The following is a 23,133-nucleotide window of genomic DNA, read 5'->3' as shown; positions in this document are numbered from 1 at the left end:
GATTCGGTTCATGCCGGCCTCGGTCGGGTCAGGGGCTTTTCGTTGCGCTAAAGACTACCCGGATACGTGTGCCGATGCCGTTTTCGCCGCTAGACAGGATTAATTCGGCCTGATGCAACCGCGCGATTTCATCGACAATCGCCAAGCCTAGGCCACAGCCGTCACCGCTGCTTGCCTGCATGCGATAAAAGCGCTGCAGCACATTCGCCCGTTCCGATTCCGGAATGCCGGGGCCGTCATCCTCGATTTCGAGAAACGCGCGGCGCTGCACATCCGTGTCGCAACGCAGGGTGATGCGCCCATCCGCAGGCGTGTATTTGAGCGCGTTGTCGGTGAGATTGGCCAGCAGTTCGCGCAACAACCACGCGCTGCCCATGATCGTGGTCGGCATGGTTTCGACACCGAGATCGATATTTTTTGCGAGTGCGCGATCGAGTTGATCGGTGACGCAGGTTTCGATCAATCGACGCAAGTCGACGTGTTGGAATTGCTCGGGCAGATTCGCCGCCGGATCGGCGCGCGCGAGTGCCAGCAATTGGTTGGCGGTATGCGCGAGACGGCGGCAACTGTCGAGTAGGCGCAGTAGTTTTTCCTTGTCGGCCGGCGAGGGTGCTTCGCGTGCGAGCAGATCAAGCTGCGCCCGCAGGCCGGCCAGCGGCGTGCGCAGCTGGTGCGCGGCGTTGGCCAGAAACTGCTGTTGCGCCAACGCGGCTTCGCGCACCGTGGCAAACAGTTGATTCAGTGCACGCACCAGCGGACGAACTTCGCCGGGCACCAAGGTTTCATCAAGCGCGCGCAATTCGCGCGGCGAGCGCGTTTCGATCTCGTCGCGCAAGCGCAGCAGCGGGCGTAATCCCGCGGCTACGCCGATGAATACCAGCAACATGATCGCGCCCAGTTGCAGCAGATCGGTGAGTACCACGCCGGTGAGCAGACGAGTGGTGGCATGGTCACGCTTGAGTTTTGTCTCGGCAACAACCACCGTGACCGAGCCTGCCGCGGTGGTACTGCGATAGGTCGCCAAACGCACGGCGCGCGCATGGAAAGTCGCATCCATGAAGCTCGGGTTGCGTGTGCCGACAGCGGCCAGCGGCAGGTCACGATCACCGCTGATATAACTGCCATCGACACCGAATACGGCATAAAACATGTCATCGTGGCGGCCATTGCGCAGCATATCGATAGCCTCGTCCGGCAGCTCGGCATGAATCACGCTGGTGCCGGGTTCGATGCGTACGTACGAACTCACCGCCAGCGCCGCGTCGGCCAACGCCTGATCGTAGGCTTCGCGTACGGGCGCTGCACCCATGCGGTAATCGAGCAGCACGCCGGCTACCAGCAACAGACTCAGCGGTGGCAACAACAGCCACAGCAGGCGTCGCCGAACGGTGCCGATATGGGCGGAATCCGACGGTTTCATTTTTCGGTTTCCTCAAGGCGATAACCGAGGCCGCGCACGCGGTCGGCCGATGCATCGCGTGCGGTAAGAATCACCGCCGGCAAGGTCAAGCCGCCAGCGCGCAAACGTTGCGCGAGGGAAAAACCATCCGCCGCGGGCAGGACCAGATCGAATTCGATCAAATCGAAATTTTCGTGTCGCAACGCGGTGCGTGTGGCTTCGGCGCTGCCGACGTGATCGACCGCAAACCCGCTCGCGGTAGGGCCGCTGCGAATCGCAGCCGCGACCAGAGCATCGTCTTCAACTATCAGTACACGCATGCGGCCAAGCATAACCTGTGGCAATGCCGGCGGTGTATCGCATGGTCTGCCGCGATGGGGATTTTGCGATTATCTAGCGCGCGTGACAGGTGAGATTTGCAGCAGGTGTGATCGTCAACAAGCGGTCAGCGTCGATGACTCAGGCGATGGCATGCGCGGGTGAGATGGCGGCATCTGCCAGCTCGATTCGCCACGCGCCCTGATCGGGTGCGTGATGCAGGCACACGCTGCGCAATTGCGCGGAATCTTCCAGCCCCTGTGCGCGGAAAAATTCCTGCGCTTCGATCACCCGATCACCGCGCGCATTGCGCAACTTGATTTGCAATCCACCCGCGCCGGCGCGCAACGGTAGCAGCAACCACGCCTCATCGCGCGCAAGCAGCGCGGCAATCGAGCAGCCATCCATGTAGCGATCATAAGCCGCGCTGGTCAGATGCAGCCTGCCGTTTTGCAGCCAGACGTCGGGGCTGACGACGGCTTCGCGCGTGCGAATCAGCGTAGAGATTTCCTCGGTGACCTGCTGTGCGCCGTGTTCAACGGCGGGACTCAGGCCGATGCCGAAATCGAGACTTTGCGCCTCGACCAGAAATACCTCGATATTGCGCAGAAAATCCGCACCGAACATTTTGCCGCCGGCATACAGCGCGTGATCCCAACGCAGACCATGCTGGGTGAATCCCGGTTCGGCCGGCGTTTGCGCCTCGCTGCCCGGCAGGCGAAACACCGCGCCGGCGTCACTACCACTGCGGCATGCGTCGACGATGATTACCTGCGCCGCGCCGCGCACCTGATACATCACATCCATGCCTGCGGTGCCGGCATCGATCAGACGTAGCTCGGAATTTTGCGCACCAAAACGTCCGATCAGGCGGCGCACCACTTCAACGCCGATGCCATCGTCGCTGCGCGCGAGGTTGCCGCAGCCGATTACAACGAGCATGTGTCAGACCGATCGATTGCGTATGATTTCAAATGCGCCATACGTTGCATGACCATTCGGCCTCCACGCCGAGTTTGAGTTCGGGCAATGCGCAGTAGCGACTGTGCGTGATGTAGTACATGCACGTGGCGCAGGCTTGTTCGATTTCGGGATCTTCCTCACTCACATACGGCGTGAGGGTGAAGCCGGCAATGCGCAACTGGCCTTGCAGATCGTCCGGCGGCAGCCCTTGCAGCCCTTGCACCACGCGCTGGATTTCGGCATCGCTGTAGGCGCGATGTTGCCAGTCGGTTTCGAGTCCGGCGGCCAGCAGATCGTGGATCTTTTTGCGCTGTTGATCAAGCTGTTGATCGTTGGATTCGTTCACCGCCATGTCCTTTGTCAGTCAGATGCGCCAGAGCCGACACCACCAATCCGCCTCGACCGGTACCGCGAGTTCCGGCAGGTCGCACCACTTGCGATGCACGAGGTAATACATGCACTCCTGGCAACGCATGCGTTCCGGCCCGTACGGCGTATCGGTGAAACCCGACAGCACGAGTTTGCCGCGCAGATCGTCCGGTGGAAGCCGGTACAACTCGTCGAGCAGCCGCGAAAACTCCCGAGCCGTTTCGGGAAACGGCTCGGTCTGGGTCTTGAGACCATCGGCAAGCAGCTTGCCGATTCGTTCGCGCATTTGATCATCGTCCAGTCTCGACATCGCATCCTCATTGCGCCTGGGTCACGCCCATGGCGCTTACCCGATGCGAAAGCGTGCCAGCTCCTTGCCGGTTTTACCATCGTGCGCGTGCACCGTGCATACGAGGCACGAATCGAACGAGCGTGCGACATGGCCAACCTCAACCGGATCGCTCGGATCGGCGATCGGTGTGCCGACCAGTGCTTCCTCGATCGGCCCGCGGATACCTTTGCTGTCGCGTGGCCCGACGTTCCAGGTGGTTGGCGCAACAATCTGGTAGTTCTTGATCTTGCCGTCCTTGACCTCGATCCAGTGGCACAGCGCGCCGCGAATGGCTTCGGTGGCACCCCAGCCGCGACCGTCTTTTTCGCGCGGCTTGATATACCACGGCTCGTTGAGGCGGAATTCCTTGAGGCAATGTTCGGCCTGACGATACAACTTGATGGTTTCGTGCATGCGCGCAATCTGGCGCAGATGCAGGCTTGGCCCGCCCATCTTCTTGTACATGTCCAGCACGAACGGATCGTAGTGCTGCCATGCCTCGCCATGCTTGCCACCGGCAACGAGTTGGCGTGCGAACGGGCCGGCTTCGAGACGCCCGTATTGATCGTGATTCACTGCGGTCGCCCACGAATACGCGCCCGCGAAATCGGTGGTGTTTTTCTGCGTTGCACGCGTCGTGCGATCGAACGGATGCACATCGGCACCGCCTTCGTCGTACCACGCGTGGGTGGTGTTTTCGAGCGCGTGCTCCTGCGACATCAAGGTATGGGTATCGATCTTGCCGTCGTATACACCGCTCTTCATGATCAGCGCGGCATTACGGCCTTCGATGGTCGGTTTCTGGTATTTGTCTTCGTGCGGCAGATAACCCCACGAAATATAACGTCCGACACCGCCGCCGAATTTATGCAGGCCGATATCCAGCCCCATGCGCCAGTAGAAACCAAGATCCGAATTGGCGTGCGCCGGACTTTCATCGAGCCACGCCATGAAATCCTCGTAGGACTTGATCTGTTCGTAACGCTCCAGCGTGCAGCCGAGCCAACACGATTCCAGCCAGTTTTTCTTGAAATATTCGAGGATCGACCACGCGCGTGTGACATCGGTAAGTGTGGGCGCACACATCACGCCGCCGGGTACCATGTAACTCGAATGTGGCCACTGCCCGCCGAGCAGCGCGTAGATTTCCACGGGCTTGCCCGAGATCGTCACGCCGAGTTCGTAGGAGGTTCCGGTAAACGGGGCGAAGCGCTTCACCGCCTCCTCGTAATATTTGCTCTTGCGATAATTCTTGTTGGTCAGGTCGATCGCATACAAGCCGTAGAAATAACGCGGCTGGCTCTGCAGGCTTTCCACGATCTGGCCGAGATTGCGCGCGAGAATGGCGTTGCGTGGCACTTCGGTTTGCCATGCCGTATCGAGTGCCCATGCCGCACACGTGAGATGCGAGGCGCCGCAGATGCCGCACGCACGCGGCGTGACCACGAGGCCGGCTTGCGGGTCTTTGTCGCGCAGGATGATTTCAAATCCGCGAAACAATTCGGCCTGAGTCCAGGCGTTGGTGACTATGCCGTTGGTGATTTCGACGCGAACATCGAGATCACCTTCGACGCGACCGACGGGAGAAATATCGAGAGTCTGGATCTGTGCTGACATGCTGATGCGCTCCGTCGTCAAACCACAAAAATATCTTCTTCGGCCCAGCGCGGCGCGGCGTTTTTCGCGGCAGCGGTGAGTGCGATGTAACCCTTCTTGTCGACGCCGTTGGGCATGTCTTTCGGAATGCCCATGACGGTTTGCGTCTTGAACACCGTGCCCGGTGCGAGATCGAAGAACGGGAATTCCGGCTCGGTGCAACCGAGGCACGGCATGCCAGCGCGAGTCTTTGACGATTGTCGATTCCACAGGATGCGATTGCACGGCGAATGCGTCATCGGCCCGCGACAACCGAGGTCATAAAACAGGCAACCCTTGCGCTGGCCGAACTCGGTCGCCGACACCTTGTAGGCGAAATGCATATTGCGTGTGCAGCCGGTCTGCGTGAACGACTGGAAGAAGGTTTTCGGCCGCTGGAATTCATCGAGCGTGATATCTGCGGTGCGCCCGGTCGCCACCGCGACGACGATCTGGGTGATCCAGTCGGGATGCGCCGGACAGCCGGGAACATTAATCACCGGCAGACCGGCCTTCGAGGTGAAATCCTTGCCGAGGAAACCGCCGTGCTCGCGCTTGAGAAATTGCAGGCCCTGCGAATCAGACGGATTCGGCGCGGTAGCGGGAATGCCGCCCCAAGTTGCGCAGTCACCAACCGCGACAACAAATCCCGCTGCCTTGCACAAGTCCGCGACCCAGTCCTTCATTGGTCGGCCGGCAAAACGGTTCCACTCGCCGGTGCCGCCGGGCGCGTTCACCACGGTGCCCTCGAAGACAAAGATGTCGAGCGGAATCGCACCCGATACGAGATCGCGCAACAGCTTGCGCAGGTTCTCGCCGAGCTCGACACCGAGCGACGGATGCCACAGCACGTTGATGCCGAAGTCGTTGACCAGATCGCACGCGCTCGGCTCTTCGGCATTCAAGAACGACATCGTATTGCCGGAGCAAGCACCGCCCTGCAACCACAGGAGATTTGCCATACGTTTTTCTCCATCCATTCATGCGGAAAATCGGGATGATCTGTTCCGCTTTTGCGAACCGCGCAAACGCTGATGGCGCGACAAGTTTTGTACAGCAGGAGTTGTGCCAAACCTGCGCGATGCAGTGAAATAAACGAATGGACGGTGAATGCTCGGAATCGGTTCGTCACCGTGATCGCCGCGGATCTGCTCTGATCATTTCAGCGCAGGCTGAAACCCCGATTTTTCAGCAGCTTGAACGAGCGCTGGTCGCCAACCTGCATGGCAATGAGGATCCGCATTTGCGGCCAAACCGATGTCGAGTGTTTCGATATTTCACTATGCTGCGATGCCACACTCAACGGCAATCTGTAAGCCAAGTATCCAGCCGCACCGGCGCGTAAACGTAGTTTGCATTTCAGTGGCTGATTAGCGCCGCATAATCTGTCTGGATGACAAAAACCTGCAGCAGAAAAATGCGGGAGAAATCTGAAATCTCGTGTCGATTTATCGGATAGATCGAACTTCTGTCAGCCGCCGCGATTGCCGCAGACCGGGCATTCGACTTCGAGCATCACGCCGTACCAGATGCCTTGGCAGCGGCTGCACCAGTGGCCGTTCAGCGCGCGATCTTCATGCACGCCGAGCTGGCGTGCGAGTGCGCCGATGCCGAGTTCTTTGGTGCCGCCGGGCGTGTGCGGCGGGGAAATCCGCGAACACGGGAAACGCACGGGCTTTGCCGGATCATCAGTCATCACAGCCCCGCCTCATTGCCAGCGCGCAGGATTTTGTAACGACGAATCTTGTTGGCGAGACCGACGCGTGACAGGCCGAGTTCGCGTGCGGCCTTGCTGTGATTCCAGTGACAGCGATCAAGCGTATCGCAGACCAGGCGCGCTTCGAGCGCCTCGACTTTTTTCTTGAGGCTGCCGCCCGGTACGATGCTCAGCAAATCTGGGCCGCGCGTTGACGGCACCGCGGTACACGCGACCTCCGGCGACAAATGCCGCACAGTGATGAATTCGCCGTCTTCCGCCAGTGCGATCACGCGCCGCACTTCGTTTTCGAGCTCGCGCACATTGCCGGGAAACGCATACGCACTGAGCCGCGCCATCGCATCGGGAGTGATGCCCGCGATGCGCCGCGACACTAGGCCGGCGTATTTGTCGAGCATGTGGATCACCAGCGCCGGGATATCCTCGGGCCGTTCGCGCAGCGGTGGCATGCGCAGCTCGAAACCGCGCAAACGGTAATACAAATCCTGACGAAACTTGCCTTCGGCGACCAGCGCTTTCAGCGGCCGATTGCTCGCGGCGATGATGCGTACGTTGCTGCGTTTGGTTTGATCCGAACCGAGTGCGCGGATCTCGCCCTCCTGCAGGAAACGCAACAGGCTGACCTGCATGCTCGGCGAAATCTCCGAAATTTCATCGAGAAAAACCGTGCCGCCATCTGCCGCCAGAAACAAACCGAGCCGATCCGTCGTCGCGCCAGTAAACGCGCCGCGCTTGTGGCCGAACAATTCGGACTGCAGCAGATCGTCGCTGATCGCGCCGCAATTTTCCGCCATGAACAAAAGTTTGTGGCGCTGGCTGAAAAGGTGGATCGCGCGCGCCATAAGTTCCTTGCCGGTGCCGGTCTCGCCTTCGATCAACACCGGCAGATCGGTATGCGCGGCCTTGCGCGCGAGATTGCAGACCTCGGCCATCGCGGTGCTGGCGAACACCAGACGGTCGAACGCGTAGACCTCCTGCAACACGTTGCGCATGGTCTCGTTCTGCCGATTCACCACGCCGTCGGCAAATTTCAGCTCGCGTGAAAGATAGCGATGAATGCGCGCGAGTTCGCGCGATTCGAGCGCGCGCCGCACCAGCAGATGCAATTGCTCCGGCTGCCACGGCGTGATCACCACCTGATACACCGCGGCATCGTTGATCGCATGCTGCACCACCTGCGTATCGGCGTTGTCCAGCACCAGCAGGCGGATCGTATCCGGGTGACGTGTGCGCAATTCGCGCAGGAAATCCACACCGCGACCATCGAGCAAAACCTGTTCGACGATCACGACATCGGCGCTGACATCTTCCATCGCGGCGAGCGCCTCGCGCGCGCGATCGTGGATGCCAAGTTGGTACTCGCCGCCGAGATGTCGGCGCAGGCGCGCATCATGCACCAAACGCGGGCCGATCAGCGCAACGTGCCATTCGCGCGCCGGCTGCGTTTGCGCCGCTGGCGCATGCAATAGCGGAACACTCGGCTGAGAGCTGGCGGCCATGACCGATTTATCCTCCGAGTACCAAGAGCAGTTTTGTACCGAGCCCGATCGAGAATATCGCCACGCCAACATTCAGTACGCGATAGACGCGCGTGAGATGTTTCGCAGTCATGCCGAGCGGCACCGCCAGCACGCCGGACAGCAACGCCATGCCGAGCATCGAACCGGTGCCGAATACCGCGATGTAAACCAGCATCCACGCCGGACTCGGCATCGACTGACTCGCCAGCAAGGCGAGCGCGGCGGAACCGGCGAGCCCGTGCACCATGCCGACCAGTAGACTGCGCAACGGCAGACGATGGCTATGGCTATGGGGACTTTGCGCATGCGGTTGCGATTCGCCGAGATGGCTGTGCGCATGGAAATGCATGACCTCGGTCGGATGCGTGTGCGCGTGCGAGTGATCCTGCAACACGCTGGCATCTTGCGTATGCGGCTGGAAATGGAATGTCTCCGCCGGATGTTTGTGCGCATGAAAGTGCAGCCGTTCGCGCCACAACCGGCGCACCACGTTGGCGCCGAGCAGGATCAACATCGCGCCGACCAATTGTTCGAGGTGGCCGGCGATCGCGGGTGAAATCACCCAGCCGAGAAATCCCACCGCGCCCGCTACCAGCAACAACATCAAGGTATGTCCGAGGCCCCACGCAACACCGTGGAAAATGCCTTGCTTGAGCGAACGTTCGCGCCCGGCCAGCGCGGCGACCGCGGCCAGATGATCGGGCTCGGTGGCGTGTTGCATGCCGAGCAGTAAGCCGAGGCCGAGCACCACGGTCAGGTTCACGCTACCCGCTCCGTAGCGACTTCCTGCAACAGCGATCGCAGATGCTGATACCAATCTGCCAGACCTTCGCCGCTGGTCACCGACAGGCGCAGGCACTCGATCTGCGGATTGATTTCGCGTGCATTCGCTTCGGCTCGCGCTGGATCAAAACTCACGTACGGCAGCAGATCGATCTTGGTCAGCAACATCAGTTGCGCGGAGCGAAACATGTGCGGATATTTGAGTGGCTTGTCGTCGCCTTCGGTGACCGACAGCACGACAATCCGCGCGCGCTCGCCGAGATCGAACAAGGCCGGACACACCAGGTTGCCGACGTTTTCGATGAACAGCACGCTGCCTGCGGCCGGCGACAACGTGAGCAATGCGCGTTCGAGCATGTCGGCTTCGAGATGGCAGCCGGCGCCGGTATTGATCTGGACGGCTTTTGCGCCAGTGGCGCGTATGCGCTCGGCGTCGGCGCTGGTTTCCTGATCGCCTTCGACCACGCTCATCGGAATTTCTGCGGCGAGATCGGTCAGCGTGCGCACCAGCAGGCTGGTCTTGCCCGCGCCAGGGCTCGACATCAGATTTAATGCGAGCACGCCGCGTCCAGCCAGTGCAGCGCGGTTGCGCTCGGCGATGCGTTGATTCTTGTCGAGCAACGCAGTTTCCAGACGCACCAGTTCGGTCGGAATCTCGCGGCGTTGTGCCGCTGGCACAGACGTGTGTGTATGCGAATGTCCGTGTTCAGCGGCGTGCGTGTGTTGTTGCGACTTGGCGGTGATCGGCAGAAACACCGCATTCGCCATCGACGCAATATCGTGTCCATGCTGCAGAGCGCGAATATGCATATGCTCATCGTGCGCCGCATCGTTGCCGTGCTCGTGGCGATGCACGACGCGCGTGCCATCGGCCAGCACATGTTCGTGTTCATGTGTATCAAGCGCTTCGCCATTGATGCGCGCCGCGCCGGTTTGTCCGCATCCGCAAGTCACGCACATGGTTCGACCTCCATCGCCTTGATATTGAGTTCCTCGCCGCTGCGCCGACGCAGTTTCGACGACCGACATTGCGCGCAAACCACGACGATTTTTTCGTCCGTTATTCGATCGGGATCGGCGTAGGTTCCGCACTCCTCGCACTGCAATCCCGCGGCGATTTCGAGGATGTCGAGCACCGCACCTTCGAGCACGGTGCCTTGCGCCACCACGTCGAAGCAGAAGCGCACCGCATCCGGCATCAGCGCGGTGCGCGTGCCCATCTCCAGCCACACGCGCAGCACACGTTTGCCGTGCGCCTGCTCGCTGACGATGGCGACGAGATTGCGGGTGATGCCGAGTTCGTGCATGACGTTTTTAATCCTTGCTGGTTCCGCTCAACAAATTCGCGGCAGTTGTTCGCCGTCGATCAAATCCACCACACGCTCGCCGCCGAAACGCGAACGCAACACCACCAGGCCTTTGCGCTCGGCATGCACTTCGCCGATCACGGCGGCATCGCAGCCGAGGGGATGCGTGCGCATCGCGGCGATCAGCGCTTCACAATCTTCGGCGGCGACCAGCGCGGCGAGTTTGCCTTCGTTCGCCAGATACAACGGGTCGAGCCCGAGAATTTCGCACGCGCCGCGCACCGCATCGGCGACCGGCAACGCGGCTTCGTCGAGGTGCAGGCTGAAGCCACCTTCTTCGGCGAATTCGTTGGCGACCGTGGCGAGTCCGCCGCGTGTGCAATCGCGCAACCAGCGCAAGCCCGGTGCGGCAGTAAACATCACATCGATCAGGCCGTTCAACGGTGCGCAATCGCTGCGCACGGGAATCTGCAGCGCGAGATCGTTGCGTGCTGCCATCACCGCGATGCCGTGATCGCCGAGCGTGCCGTTGATGACCAATTTGTCGCCGGCGCGCACATTGCGCGGGCCGGTGTGGCGTCCGCGCGGGATCGTGCCGATACCGGCGGTGTTGATGAAAATCGCATCCGCCGCGCCGCGCCCGACCACCTTGGTATCGCCGGTGACGATGCACACGCCGGCTTCGCGCGCGGCGGCGCCCATGCTCGCTAGCACCGCGATCAAGGTGTCTATCGGCAAACCTTCTTCGAGAATCAATCCGCAGCTTAGCCAGCGCGGCTGCGCGCCGCCGACGGCGAGATCGTTGACCGTGCCGCACACCGCGAGTTTGCCGATATCGCCGCCTGGAAAAATGATCGGCGAGACGACATAACTGTCCGTGGTGAAAGCGAGACTTTCGCCAGCCTGCAAAAATTCCGCGGGAATACGCGCCTGATCTTCGAGCGGCGCGAGCAACGGATTATCAAATGCCGGGGCGATGATTTCAGTGATGAGTTCGCGCATCGCGCGTCCGCCGGCGCCATGCGCGAGCGTGATGCGTTTGCCAAGCCAGCGCGAGTGCATCTGCGTCAGGATCGGATCTTTCAAACGTGCATTCATGCGGCAGTCTCGATGTGGGCGCGCCGCGCATATTGATAATACGCAGCGCACGCGCCTTCGCTGGAAACCATGAGCGCGCCGAGCGGCGTTTGCGGTGTGCAGGCACGGCCGAACACCTTGCACTGGAACGGCTTGATCGCGCCTTTCAGCACTTCGCCGCACTGGCAGGATTTCGGATCGGCGATGCGCACGTTCGGAATCGCGAATTTCTTTTCGGCATCGAATCGCGCATATGGCGCACGCATGCGCACGCCGGAATGATCGATCGAGCCGAGCCCGCGCCACTCGAAAAACTCGCGCAGCTCGAACACACGTGTGATCGCTTCGAGCGCGACTCTATTGCCATTTGGATCGACCAGCCGTGCGTATTGATTCTCGATTTTCGCTTCGCCGGCTTCGAGCTGGCGCAACACCATCAGCAGCGAATGCAGAATATCGATAGGCTCGAATCCGGCGACCACGAGCGGGCGTTTGTATTCGGTCGCGATGAACTCGAACGGTGCGGTGCCGATCACCATCGCGACATGGCCGGGGCCGAGAAATCCGTGAATGCCCATACCCGGCGAATCGAGGATCGCCTTGATCGTCGGCACGATCGTGATGTGATTGCAGAACAGCGAAAAATTCTTGATGCCGCGGCGTTCGGCGTCGAGCACAGTGAGCGCGGTCGACGGCATCGTGGTCTCGAATCCGAGGCCGAAAAACACCACCTCGCGCGTCGGATTCGCTTCCGCCAGCGCGAGCGCGTCGAGCGGCGAATACACCATGCGCACGTCGGCGCCCTCGGCACGCGCCTGCAGCAAACTCATCTGCGAGCCCGGCACGCGCATCGCATCGCCGAACGTGGTGAAGATGACTTCCGGGCGACGCGCGATCGCGACGCAATCGTCTACGCGCCCCATCGGCAACACACACACCGGACAACCCGGGCCGTGCACGAATTCAAGCGCGGGCGGCACCAGATCTTTCAGCGCGTAACGAAAAATTGCATGGGTATGACCGCCGCACACTTCCATGATCTGCAGCGGTTTGCTCGGTGTTGCGCCGAGCCGTTCGATCGAGAGGTCCAGCTCGCGCAACAGCACGCGCGCGGCTTGCGGATCGCGGAATTCGTCGACGTATTTCATGCCGGATTGACTCATGGCTGCTCTCCGCGCGGCGCACGATCGTCGGCGAGCAGGCTATGCGTCAGATCCCACAGGATGTGATAAATCGCGACGTGTGTTTCTTGCACGCGATGGATGCTGTCGCTGCCTACGGTCAGGCACAGATCGATATAGACCGCGTGCGCCATCGCACCACCATCGCCACCTGCGAGCGCCAGCGTGCGCGCGCCGAGTCGCTGTGCGGCTTCGAGGCCGCGCAACACGTTTTTCGAATTGCCGCTGGTCGATACGCCGATCACGCAGTCGCCCTTGCGCACGAGCCCGAGCACTTGCCGCTCGAACACATGATCGATGCCGACATCGTTGCCGACAGCGGTGATCATCGCCATGTCCTGCGCCAGATTCTGCGCCGACAAGGCTGGTCGACCGGCGGTGACGGGATGCGAAAATTCGACCGCGATATGCGCGGCGTCACAGCTCGATCCGCCGTTGCCGAGCGTGTATAAACGTCCGCCGCTCCGGTATGAATCGGCCAGCAGATGCGCCGCTTGCAAAACGTCGGCGGCATGGGCGTCGAAGAACTTTTGTTTGACCTCGATGCTCTCGTGCGCCTTGTGCCGGATCGAATCGAGCAGGGTTGTATCGAGCCGATTTGTATCCGCGCGCGAGGTGCCACGCGCGAGATGCGGATAAAGTCCGGCGAGGGCGTCGTGGCTCGCGCTCATGGCATCGCGCTCTCGCGCATTGTCCTCGCCTCGGCTTGCGCTTCGCCGAGTTCGTGCAGCAATTGCAGGGTGAGCTCGGCTTCGCGTTCGTCGATGCGGCTCATCGCAAATCCGACGTGCACGAGCACCCATGCGCCGATGCAGTCCGACGCTGTTTCATTTTCGCCGAGCACGCAAGCGATATTGATTTCGCGCTGCACGCCGAGCACATCGACGGTCGCGAGCTTCGCGTTGCTATTGGTGATGGCGATGATTCGTCCGGGAATGCCCAGGCACATAGTTTTCTCCTCAATGATTCCGTGCCAATGCCACCAGCGCCTGACCCCATGCAAGTCCGCCATCGTTGACCGGCAACTGCGCCGGCAACAGTGCGCGCAATCCGGACTTTTCCAGGCCGGCCAAAACAAGTTCGGTCAATACACGGTTCTGAAATACACCGCCGGACAAGGCCACCGTATCGATCGCATATTTCTCGGCGAGCTGCATGGCCATGCGCACGATCACCACGGCTAGCCCGCGATGAAAACGCGCGGCCATGCGTGCTGGCGGCGTCGCCAGAACCAGATCGCCGAGCAGCGCCTGCCACATGCCGAGCGGTTCGATGTAGGGCAGGCCGCGACCACGATCCAGGCGTGGAATCGCGAACGGATAATCCAGCACTTTTTCTTCGGCGAGATCTTCGGCGCTGATCAGGCTTTCCATGCGCATCGCCGCTTCGCCTTCGTACGCGACGTGCTCGCGACAGATGCCGATCGCGGCGGCGACCGCATCGAACAAACGTCCGGTGCTGCTCGCCAGCGGCGCCTGCACGCCATTCTTGAGCATGGCATCAAGCAGCTCGCGCGGCTTCGACTCGAGGAAGCTAAACAGATCGAGTTCGTCGTAATTTTCCGCAAAACGCGACCAGCCCATCTCGGCCATGATCTGCGCATAAGTATTGCGCCACGGTTCGTGTGCGGCGAGGTCGGCGCCGAGCAGCGCGACCGGCTTGAACGTGCCGATACGCGTGCAGTCGACATAATCGCAATGCAAAAATTCGCCGCCGCACAAACTGCCGTCGTCACCGAGGCCGATGCCATCGAGGGCAATGCCGAGCACCTTCGCGCCATCGCGCGGCCACGCGTGTTCGCCGAGACACGCGGCGATGTGCGCGTGGTGATGGCCGACACGCCGGATGCGATCGGCATAATGTTGCTCGGCGAATTGCGTCGCCGCATAACCGGGATGCAGATCGCAGGCGACCAGCTCCGGCGTGAAATGGTAATAGTCGAGATAGTCGGCCAGCGCGCGTTCGTAGTCGGCGCGACAGGCGGCATCGTGCAGGTCGCCGATGTGTTGCGACAGCACGCCCTGACCATCGCGCAACAACGCAAAGCAGTTTTTCAGATCGCCGCCAAGCGCGAGCACTTGCGGGCGCGGATCGAAACCCGGCGGCAGCTGCATCGGTGCCGGTGCGTAGCCGCGCGCACGGCGCATGATGCGGAATTTTCCGCCGATCACGCGCCCCAGCGAATCATCGATACGACGCGCAATCGGCCGGTTGTGATCGAGCACGTAATCGGCACAATGCGCGAGTCGCGCATGCACCTGCTCGATGTCGATCGCCTGCGGTTCCGCGCTGAGATTGCCGCTGGTCAAAACGATTGGCGCACGGCGTCGACGCATGAGTAGATGATGCAGCGGCGTGTTCGGCAACATCACCCCGAGTGTGTTCAAACCCGGCGCAATAGCGGCGGCCAGCGGCGGTGCATCGGTGCGACGCGGCAACAATACGATCGGCGCAGCGGCGCTGCCAAGTGCGGCTTCGGCGGTTGCATCGACATCGCAATACAAACGCACCATCGCCAGATCGCGCGCCAGCAGGGCGAACGGTTTGGCATCGCGTCGTTTGGTTTGGCGCAGGCGTGCGACGGCATCGTTATTGCGCGCATCGCAGGCGAGTTGATAGCCGCCGAGGCCCTTGATCAGCACGATCTGGCCCTTGTCGATCAGGCTGGTGGTGGCATCGGTATCGTCCAGACAACTCAGTGCGTCCAGCGCAAATGCACGGCCATCGAGACGGCGCAATTGCACGCGCGGGCCGCAGGCATGACAGGCGATGGCCTGGGCGTGGAAGCGACGATCGGCCACATCTGCATATTCGGTGGCACACTCGGCGCACAGCGGAAATCCAGCGAGTGTGGTGTTCGCACGATCGTACGGCGTGCGCTCGAACACGCTCAGGCGTGGGCCGCAATCGGTGCACGCGGTGAACGGATAACGATAGCGGCGCGTGAACGGATCGAGACTCTCGGCAGCGCAGGCGGGGCAGGTCGCCCAGTCCGGTGCGATGCCCATGCCGGGTTGCGCCGTGGCACTGGCGGCGATGCTGAATTCGCTCGGTAGCGATGACGGCGGCGGCAGGTTTTCGCGATCCAGTGCGTCCACTCGTGCGCCACCACGCTGCATGTTGGCGATGGCGGATTCGAACGCACGCAAATTTTCCGGCGTGCCGAAAGCATCGATGATGACGGCGGTGCCTTCGTTGCGAACGCTGCCCACCACAGCGAATTCGCGTGCGAGCTTGAGCGTGCCCGGACGAAAACCGACACCCTGCACGATGCCGCGCACGTGTAGCCGGCAGCCGATTTGAGTGGCGGTTGCATCGCGCGGTTCGGGCCACGCGTGTTCGTTCGCGAGCAATGCTGAACTACGCGCGATGGCGTGCGTCGCATCGTTATGCAACACGACCGCGCTCATGCTGTGACATCCCATAACAGCACGCGGTTATTACCGGAATCCACGACCAGACACGTATCGCCGAATATCGTCAGCGCGTACGGCCAGCACAACGAATCACGCTGTTCCGGCAGCCAGCGATTATCGCCCTTGTCGGTAAATCCGATCTGTCCTCCCAGCGCGGTTGCAGCTTCCTGATCGGGCGCATCGAAGCGCACTACGCGCGAGTTCGCGGTGTCGGCGATAAACAGCCGATCTCGATGCACAGCCAGCCCATACGGCATGTTGAAACTGCGTGCGGTCGGCCAGTAATGGCCGCGGTTGTGATCGACGATCTGCGCATCGGCCTGACCCAGCAAAGCATCGGCGGGCGTGTGATTTTTGCTGGGATCGTGTGACCATAACAACACGCGATTATTGCCCGCGTCGGCGATGCACAAACGGCCTTGCCAGTGGGTCAGCGCATGCGGCCAGCGGAAGCCGGCGACATTCACTGTGCCGGCATTTTCGTCGCGGTGCGTGAAGTCGGGCTGGCCGAGCACGAGTTCGGCCGGCTGACCGTTGTTTGCCGGCAAACCGTTCCAGCGCAGCACACGGCGGTTTCCGGTATCGGCCACCCACAAACGCGCGCCATCCCAATACACGCCGTACGGCCAGTACAAGGTGTCGGCATTCGGCGTATCCATGCCGCGATTAATTTGCGCACTCGAAAAATCTTTCTGGCCGAGCACGCAATCCGCAGGTTGATGACTGGAACGTGGCGCGCGGAACCAGATCAGCACACGATGATTCCACGCATCGGCGATCGCCAGTCCGTCGCCGCACGCACAGGCGCCGGTCGGCACGTTCATGCTGTGCGCGTTGACATCGGCATGCGCGTTACGGCCTTCCGCGGCAAAATCCGGCTGGCCGATCAACCAGTCGGCGGGTGTGCCATCGTGTTGTGGAATTTGTTTCCAGCCGAGCAGGCGATGATGACCGCTGTCGGCAATCCACAATGCGCCGTCAGCCGTGATCGTGGCACCGCGCGGGCCGAACAAGGTATCGGCAGCGGGCACGATCGAGGTTGCGGGTGCGGCATCAATGCCAGTGATTTTTGGTTCGCCGCCGAGCACCACACGGGCACCGCGCGGATCGAGCGCGGGCGCTGATGCCATGCGTTGCCGCGGCGGGGCCAAGGAGACGCGTGTGACTTCGATGGTCATGCGCTCATCCCGCCGATTTCACCGCGACGCGGCCATCGCGCACGCGCACCGCGTGCACGACTAACTGGACTTCCGGCACGGTCAGGCATTCGCCGGTATCGAGGCGATATTTGAAGGCGTGATACGGACACTCGATCACGCCGTCGGCAACAGCGCCGCTATCCAGCGGCATGCCCATGTGCGCGCAGGAATTGTCGAAGCAACTCACTTGATCGTGGTCGCGATACAGCAGCATTTCGCGATCACCCAGCTTGCGCGTATGCACTTGGCCTAGGCTCAGTTCATCGAGTGCGCAAATATCGATGAATCCGGCATCGCTTTCGCGCGCGAACGGGCTGACAAAATGCAGTGGGATTGTCTTGGCGCTGGTTGGTCCGCGCACTTGCAACACACGCACGATCTCGGGGGCGTGTTCCTTGATGGCGCGCTCCACACCTTCGCTGAGGGTTTGGCCCGATGCCGGGCAACCCTGGCACGCGCCGGTTAAGCGTACTTCAACGGTATCGGGTGGTTTCACCGCGACCAGTTCGACACCGCCGCCATGTTGCGCGAGCATCGGCTCGACCGAAATCAATGCGGCGCGCACACGGGTTTCGAGCGGATCGCGCACCAGACCATGCAAGCGCAAAACACCGAAGACGATCGGATCTTGCGCGACATCGCGCAGACGCAATGCGGCGGCGGGATCTTCGCGCAGTCCGCGGACGAGACGCAGTAGCGCTTCGCGATGCAGTGCTTCGATAGCGAGCTTGAATCGTTCCAGTATTGCCTGTTGCTCGGGCGGCCACGCCAGGCCGATCGCTTCCAGCGCCGCAACATCGCCCGCGAGCACCGCCAGTTGCTGTGCGGCGTTGTCGTGGATGCTGTTGCTGGCGGCGGCTGGCATGGGTTTCCCGGCGCTAGTTGTATTTCAGATTGCGGAACAGATACGGCATCAGCGCACCGCCGAGCAGACCGCCGAGCAACGCGCCGAGCCAGAGACTGACATACAAAACGAGGCCGATAATCAGCGCGACCGTGATCACAAATCCGAGCAGCCACAAAGTCAGCACGGTGGTGTTGTCGCGAAACAACTGGCCGCGTAAAAACAGCTTCATCGAATCCAGCACCATGTTGAACATCGACGTGGCTCCTCAGTGCGTGCGGAAGATGAAATACAGCGCGACGGCAACGGCTGCCGGCACGGTCGAGGTCAGGCCGTAAAACGCGCCCATCATGCCGGCGAGTTGCTTGCCGAGATCCTTGCCGCCGATCATCAACCCGCTCAGCGCACCGCCGGCGGCGCCCGCGGCAATCACCACGACTACAAATAACAACGTCATCAACATCACTGCAGCTCCTTGGCAATAGGAAGGATGGCTTCGCCGAACGGCGTTGGACTATCGAGTTCGATCAAGGCCTCGGCCACCGCGGCGGCGTTGCCGCTCAGGCCGTATTGCGAAAACAAGGCATGCGCCTCGGCATATAAAGCGCGCGCTGCGGCGAGATGGCGCGCGTTGCCGAGTTCGGGATGCTCCGGATTGTCCGGCAGGTTGCACAAGGCGTTGGCCTTGTTGGCGATGGTGTTGGCGTATTCGACTGGCGTATCGCGCGGCGTGCGCACCTTGAGCGCTTCGTCGTACGCTTCGATCGCACGCAGAATATTGGCGATCGGATGTTTGCTCGGTGCGTATTGCAAAGCGTTGCCGAGATTGTTCTGCGCCATCGCGTATTCGCTCGGATGATCGACCAAATTGATCACCTGCAACATTTGCTCGAACGATTGCACGGCCAGCGCCTCGCGCAATTTGCCGGCTTCGTCGATGACCGGAATCGACAAATATGCGATCGCCAGATTGTTGTGCAGAATCGCGAATTCGCGCGGGTGACGCTCGCGCGTGAATACGCGCAACGCGTGATGATAATGAGCGATGGCGTCGGTGATACGTGCGCGACCGATACCGGCTTGAGATTGCGTCACCAGGCCGAGGTTGATATCAAGTTCGGCAAGCTCTTCCGGCAAGCCATAGGTTTGCAGATGCGGGCGCGCGGCTTCGTAGCATTCCAGTGCGGCATCGAGTGCTTCCGCGCCGCCATCCGGCAACGCCTGATGCGCCGTGCCTTCGCGGGCGCGGATGCGCGCGGCGAGCAACGGATCGGATTCGGGAACGAGTTCAAGTGCGCGTCGATATAACGCCACCGCATCATGCAGCTGCTGTGCCGAGCGCGGTTTCAATTGCAGACCGCGCGCGATTTCCATGAGCATTTCTGCACGCTCGGCGGGGCTGGCGGAAGGATCGTCGGCCGCGATCAGCGCCGCACGCACTTGGGCCTCGGGCAGACCTTCATTCTGCTCCGTCGATGAGTCGATCAGCATTCAATCCCCCCGTCCTGGATGTCTTTAGCAATGTGCGATCCATGCTGCGCCGGTTCCACACGATGTCAACTCGTTGCGCAGCATTGGATACTTTGTTTTCAGTTCTTATCAAATCGGAGAGCTATCAAATATCCGTTGTCTGATTATTGCGACATGGCTGCGAGTTTGCCCGCTCATGCCCGCTCGAACTGTGACACAGCACACGGCAGGTATTTTTGCGAAGGCTTAGTTTCGCCATGCCGCGCGAAAAAATTGGCACCTTTCGGCAACCTACACGCGGAGTAACGGACTAACCTAAACGGGGGTAGGACATGAATGCTGTTGTTCAGCCGAAGCGACTTAGCAATGCGCATGTTCGCGAGATGTATCAACTGATCGCGCATGGGCAGGAAAAATCAAGAGTGGCCGTGGTGGATCCGTTTACCGGCGTCGCCTGGACCCTCGGCAAGGGCAGCGAAAAACACGCTGCGATCGATCATCAGACGCTAGGCGCGTTCGCCAGCGTGCTGTTTGCGCCCGACCATGTTTCCGAGAGCAAACGCAAGCAAGTGCAAGAGTTATGCGCCGGTTTGGGGCGCATCAGCATGATTGCGATTCCGATGAAGGATCGCGATCTTTTCATCGGCCGACTGGCGAATACTTCGCGTGTGCTGATCCTCGTGATCAGTCATACCAACAACGTCGTTTCGTCGGATACGATCGTGCGAGCGCGTGCGATTCGCGCGCGCATGGGTGCGCCGAAAAAAGGCGATAGCGCGGGTGCAAACCAGCAGACTACGCGCAGTTATTCGATCTGGAAATCGCTGGTCCAGGCGGTTTCCGCACGTTTCAGCAAAGCCGGTTCAACGCATGTGGTCTCGTCCGGAATATTAAGTAGCGCGCTGAGTTTCGATCACCATGTGCTGGCTAGCGAATTGTTCGATCTGGAAACCGGGCAGCATCTCGATCAATATCATCACGAGAATTTTCCGAAAGCCACGGTGGTCGACAGCCGCGCGGCGAGTGCCGCATTGGTCGATCTGTTTAACGGCAATCTCGATGTCAATGCGGTTCTGAAATACATCGGTTTTGCCGATGCCGATGTCGGCAAGGTGCAGGTGCAAATCGGCGATCTCGATTTCTACTGGCTGCGTGTGCCGTATTTCCCCACGTTGAGCTTGCCGTTCGATCGTGATTGGGCACTCCTGTTATACAAGGAGCCGCGCGCCAATCCGGCGCTCGACTGGGCCGCAATTGATCACGCCGGCCTGAACTTGCTGCGTTTGCGCATCAGCCTGATGCTGGAAGGCGGCCTCAAGACGACGGTAGAACCGTTCCCGGAAACACAGGTCGAGTTCCAGCGCATTCTCGATGAATTGGCGCTGCTTGATCACAACGATTTGACCACGCGTTTGCAGGTCGGCGGATTCCTGCGAGAGCCCAAGGAAATCGCCGGCGTGATGCAACGCTGTCAGGAATGCATCTATTACTTGCCGCACCGAAAATGGTGCGACCTGCCCGAATTGCCGGTGCCGGTCGAACCGAATTGGTGGTGCCGATTGTGGAAGGTCTAGCATTGGAAGGCTGGATTCGCTAAGCCTGCCCTGACGCAGTGCTTGCGATTTGTTGCGGCGATTTACCCCGATTGCCGTGACTTTTTTTGCAACGGAAAAATTTCCGGAGTTGCCTGATTGCATCCTGCCGGCGGCAGACCAGCAAGACCAAGCGCAAGCGCTGCTGCAAGCGGTCGTCGTGCACCACTCATGAACCGGCTCCCGGGCACGGTTGGCTCTTCGTGCAAAAATGGTTTCAAAACCGCGCTCCTGTTATCTGCGAACTGAGTACGTATCCCGGGCGGCTCTTCCAGCCGCTGATGGAAGTCCGAGGCATCGGGATCCGAATAGTATTTTCTCAAGCATCGCAGAGCATGCCCGACCATCCTGCGCCGACGGCATACGATCGTCGGTTTGTCGGTGAATGATAATCGGACCTGTTTTTTGGTGGTATCGCCCGCAGTACGAGTATCTTTCCTAATCCGATTGGGTGTATTGGAGGGTAAATCTGTCGCACAAGATATTCGGCGGTCGCGCCGGGTTTTTGGCGTTTTCTGCGTTATCACTTGTAAACCAGTTAGGAGACGACCATGTCCCGTCGCAAGAATGCCGTTGTTCAAGGCTCCGCCATCGCATGGTGTCTGTGCGGTTTGCTGTTTTCCACTCAGGCCATCCACGCCGCAACGACCGAAAAATGGGTGACACTGTCGCAGCTGACTGAGCCGACGCCGGCCGCCAGTTCGCGGTTTGGCGAGGCTGTATCGATGTCCGACAACTATCTGGTAGTGGGCGCGCCGGGTACTTCTTCGGGAGCGGGAACGGTCTATGTTTTTACACGCACCGGCAATGCCTGGCTTTTATCCGACACGCTGCATGCTCCGTCATGGCAATTGCAGGCGGGTGCGCATTTCGGCGCCACGCTAGCCGTTTCCGGTGACAACCTGGTCGTTGGCGAGCCCGACTACGACGATACGGCAATAGGTTCGGGATCGGTGTGCTTTTACCGACGCAACGCCGTGACTGGTAAATTTGCGCTGGCGTTCGACACCGGCTATGCGCAAACGGGCGGGCACTTTGGCTATTCGGTCGCGGTCAGTGCGACGCAGGCCTTGATCGGCGCGCCAGGAGTCGCTTTAGCCGGTAGTCCAGCGAACGCTGGAGCCGTGTTCGTGTGGCAGTACTCGCAAAACGCATGGAGTTCGATGCCGGCTTTCACTGCTAGTCCGGCGGGTAACGGCGCGGGTTTCGGCAGCAGTCTTGCGCTGTTTGAACCTTCGACTGGAACCGCTGCGACGACCTTCGCCGCCGGTGCGCCGGGTTATGGTCCGTCTGGCGCCAACGATCTTGGCGAAGTGTTCGTGTTCACGTTTGGCGCTGGTGGCTGGGCTCAAAGCCAGCGTTTGCACGAACAGAGCGAAATTCAGGGCGACGGTTTCGGCACTTCGGTGGCGATCACGGCCGACCGTGTCTTTGGCGGCAGCATCGCGCGTGACAATCCCGGTGGTGCCACGATGTCAGGTTCAGTGACTTCGTTCTATGGCAGTCCGGGCAGTTTCGCCTATGAGGACGAATTGTTTTCCATTAGTGGTAGCAGCAATGCGCAGTTTGGGCAAAGCATGTCTTTATACGTTGATGGCAACGCGCCGCACCTGTTTGTTGGAGCGCCGTTCGCGAATCAGGGCGCAAGTGTCGCTGATAGTGGTGCGGCGTACGTATTCCTGCCTCAAGCCACGCCCGGAGCTTGGGCCCAGCAGGATCGTCTATCGCTCGGCAGTGACGCGGTTGCTTCCGATCATCTCGCTAGCTCAGTTTCGACGTTCGGCTTGTATGTAGCTGTGGGAGCGCCGCAGCGCGAGGTAGGTACGACGACCAATGCGGGTGTCGTCGAGATCTTCATCAAGGACACGATATTTGCCGATGGCTTGCAGTAGCGTCGCGCTGCCGCTGCTTAATCCAAAGATCGATCGCAACTAACGCCGCGAGTATCTGCGCGCTTCGAGCTAGCGCCGCTTGGCGAAGAAACAAAAGCCGGAGCGGTTGCGAAGGGTTCG

Annotated in this window: 24 protein-coding genes; 2 read left to right on the top strand and 22 right to left on the bottom strand. The window is 60.6% G+C overall.

The genetic code is table 11. The annotated features are described in order from the left end of the window. Positions 1–28: 28 nt before the first annotated feature. The 22 genes from ELE36_RS18135 to ELE36_RS18030 form a co-directional block, all read right to left on the bottom strand. Positions 29–1,420 carry a sensor histidine kinase gene (locus ELE36_RS18135; RefSeq protein ID WP_129835795.1) on the bottom strand — a complete coding sequence of 464 codons (1,392 nt, stop codon included), beginning with the start codon at positions 1,418–1,420 and terminating at the stop codon, positions 29–31. Continuing rightward, the gene (locus ELE36_RS18130) at positions 1,417–1,719 is read right to left on the bottom strand and encodes a response regulator (RefSeq protein WP_165371684.1); all 303 of its coding nucleotides are present in this window, start codon (positions 1,717–1,719) and stop codon (positions 1,417–1,419) included. Before ELE36_RS18130 ends, ELE36_RS18135 begins: the two co-directional genes overlap by 4 nt. A 139-nt stretch (positions 1,720–1,858) precedes the next feature. After that, the gene (locus ELE36_RS18125; RefSeq protein ID WP_129835791.1) at positions 1,859–2,659 is read right to left on the bottom strand and encodes a hydrogenase maturation protease; all 801 of its coding nucleotides are present in this window, start codon (positions 2,657–2,659) and stop codon (positions 1,859–1,861) included. A gap of 28 nt (positions 2,660–2,687) precedes the next feature. Next, positions 2,688–3,026, bottom strand: a complete 339-nt coding sequence (locus ELE36_RS18120) for a hypothetical protein (protein ID WP_207215813.1) — start codon at positions 3,024–3,026, stop codon at positions 2,688–2,690. Between the two features lie 18 nt (positions 3,027–3,044). Beyond that, positions 3,045–3,335: a hypothetical protein gene (locus ELE36_RS18115; protein ID WP_207215812.1), complete on the bottom strand. Its 291-nt coding sequence runs from the start codon at positions 3,333–3,335 to the stop codon at positions 3,045–3,047. Between the two features lie 60 nt (positions 3,336–3,395). Further along, the gene (locus ELE36_RS18110) at positions 3,396–4,997 is read right to left on the bottom strand and encodes a nickel-dependent hydrogenase large subunit (protein WP_129835788.1); all 1,602 of its coding nucleotides are present in this window, start codon (positions 4,995–4,997) and stop codon (positions 3,396–3,398) included. A 17-nt stretch (positions 4,998–5,014) separates the two neighbouring features. Then, on the bottom strand, positions 5,015–5,977 hold the full coding sequence (locus tag ELE36_RS18105; protein WP_129835786.1) for an NADH-quinone oxidoreductase subunit B family protein: 963 nt from the start codon (positions 5,975–5,977) through the stop codon (positions 5,015–5,017). A 509-nt stretch (positions 5,978–6,486) separates the two neighbouring features. Continuing rightward, positions 6,487–6,711 (bottom strand): hypothetical protein, encoded by a 225-nt coding sequence (locus ELE36_RS18100; RefSeq protein WP_129835784.1) that lies wholly within the window; start codon positions 6,709–6,711, stop codon positions 6,487–6,489. After that, positions 6,711–8,231 (bottom strand): sigma-54 interaction domain-containing protein, encoded by a 1,521-nt coding sequence (locus ELE36_RS18095; protein ID WP_165371683.1) that lies wholly within the window; start codon positions 8,229–8,231, stop codon positions 6,711–6,713. The genes ELE36_RS18100 and ELE36_RS18095 overlap by 1 nt, the downstream gene beginning before the upstream one ends. A 7-nt stretch (positions 8,232–8,238) precedes the next feature. Then, entirely contained in the window at positions 8,239–9,015 is a 777-nt protein-coding gene (locus ELE36_RS18090) for a sulfite exporter TauE/SafE family protein (protein WP_207215811.1), read from the bottom strand. Beyond that, complete coding sequence (hypB, locus tag ELE36_RS18085) at positions 9,012–9,995, bottom strand: hydrogenase nickel incorporation protein HypB (protein WP_129835780.1); 984 nt, start codon at positions 9,993–9,995, stop codon at positions 9,012–9,014. Before hypB ends, ELE36_RS18090 begins: the two co-directional genes overlap by 4 nt. Next, complete coding sequence (gene hypA, locus ELE36_RS18080; protein WP_129835778.1) at positions 9,986–10,342, bottom strand: hydrogenase maturation nickel metallochaperone HypA; 357 nt, start codon at positions 10,340–10,342, stop codon at positions 9,986–9,988. The genes hypB and hypA overlap by 10 nt, the downstream gene beginning before the upstream one ends. A 27-nt stretch (positions 10,343–10,369) precedes the next feature. Continuing rightward, positions 10,370–11,440, bottom strand: coding sequence for a hydrogenase expression/formation protein HypE (hypE, locus tag ELE36_RS18075; RefSeq protein WP_277987057.1), 1,071 nt, complete (start codon positions 11,438–11,440; stop codon positions 10,370–10,372). Further along, a complete protein-coding gene (gene hypD / locus ELE36_RS18070) occupies positions 11,437–12,582 on the bottom strand; it encodes a hydrogenase formation protein HypD (RefSeq protein ID WP_242512301.1) in 1,146 nt (381 codons plus the stop codon). The genes hypE and hypD overlap by 4 nt, the downstream gene beginning before the upstream one ends. Continuing rightward, on the bottom strand, positions 12,579–13,271 hold the full coding sequence (locus ELE36_RS18065; protein ID WP_129835776.1) for a D-sedoheptulose-7-phosphate isomerase: 693 nt from the start codon (positions 13,269–13,271) through the stop codon (positions 12,579–12,581). Before ELE36_RS18065 ends, hypD begins: the two co-directional genes overlap by 4 nt. Next, complete coding sequence (locus ELE36_RS18060; RefSeq protein WP_129835774.1) at positions 13,268–13,549, bottom strand: HypC/HybG/HupF family hydrogenase formation chaperone; 282 nt, start codon at positions 13,547–13,549, stop codon at positions 13,268–13,270. The genes ELE36_RS18065 and ELE36_RS18060 overlap by 4 nt, the downstream gene beginning before the upstream one ends. Positions 13,550–13,559: 10 nt before the next feature. Beyond that, positions 13,560–16,010, bottom strand: a complete 2,451-nt coding sequence (gene hypF, locus ELE36_RS18055; protein ID WP_129835772.1) for a carbamoyltransferase HypF — start codon at positions 16,008–16,010, stop codon at positions 13,560–13,562. After that, entirely contained in the window at positions 16,007–17,194 is a 1,188-nt protein-coding gene (locus ELE36_RS18050) for an NHL repeat-containing protein (protein WP_129835770.1), read from the bottom strand. The genes hypF and ELE36_RS18050 overlap by 4 nt, the downstream gene beginning before the upstream one ends. A gap of 4 nt (positions 17,195–17,198) precedes the next feature. Further along, complete coding sequence (locus ELE36_RS18045; protein WP_129835768.1) at positions 17,199–18,080, bottom strand: NifU family protein; 882 nt, start codon at positions 18,078–18,080, stop codon at positions 17,199–17,201. Positions 18,081–18,093: 13 nt separating this feature from the next. Further along, the gene (locus tag ELE36_RS18040) at positions 18,094–18,315 is read right to left on the bottom strand and encodes a hypothetical protein (RefSeq protein WP_129835766.1); all 222 of its coding nucleotides are present in this window, start codon (positions 18,313–18,315) and stop codon (positions 18,094–18,096) included. Positions 18,316–18,327: 12 nt separating this feature from the next. Beyond that, positions 18,328–18,522 carry a hypothetical protein gene (locus tag ELE36_RS18035; protein WP_207215810.1) on the bottom strand — a complete coding sequence of 65 codons (195 nt, stop codon included), beginning with the start codon at positions 18,520–18,522 and terminating at the stop codon, positions 18,328–18,330. After that, a complete protein-coding gene (locus tag ELE36_RS18030) occupies positions 18,522–19,550 on the bottom strand; it encodes a tetratricopeptide repeat protein (RefSeq protein ID WP_129835764.1) in 1,029 nt (342 codons plus the stop codon). Before ELE36_RS18030 ends, ELE36_RS18035 begins: the two co-directional genes overlap by 1 nt. 311 nt (positions 19,551–19,861) lie before the next feature. Between ELE36_RS18030 and ELE36_RS20580 the strand changes: the two genes are divergently transcribed. Both ELE36_RS20580 and ELE36_RS18020 read left to right on the top strand, forming a co-directional pair. Beyond that, the gene (locus ELE36_RS20580) at positions 19,862–21,103 is read left to right on the top strand and encodes a hypothetical protein (RefSeq protein WP_207215809.1); all 1,242 of its coding nucleotides are present in this window, start codon (positions 19,862–19,864) and stop codon (positions 21,101–21,103) included. 569 nt (positions 21,104–21,672) lie between these two features. Further along, positions 21,673–23,013 carry an FG-GAP repeat protein gene (locus ELE36_RS18020; protein ID WP_129835762.1) on the top strand — a complete coding sequence of 447 codons (1,341 nt, stop codon included), beginning with the start codon at positions 21,673–21,675 and terminating at the stop codon, positions 23,011–23,013. Positions 23,014–23,133 lie beyond the last annotated feature (120 nt).

Origin of the sequence: Pseudolysobacter antarcticus, assembly GCF_004168365.1 — a bacterium.
Lineage (GTDB): Bacteria > Pseudomonadota > Gammaproteobacteria > Xanthomonadales > Rhodanobacteraceae > Pseudolysobacter > Pseudolysobacter antarcticus.
This window is presented reverse-complemented; position numbering and strand designations above follow the sequence as displayed.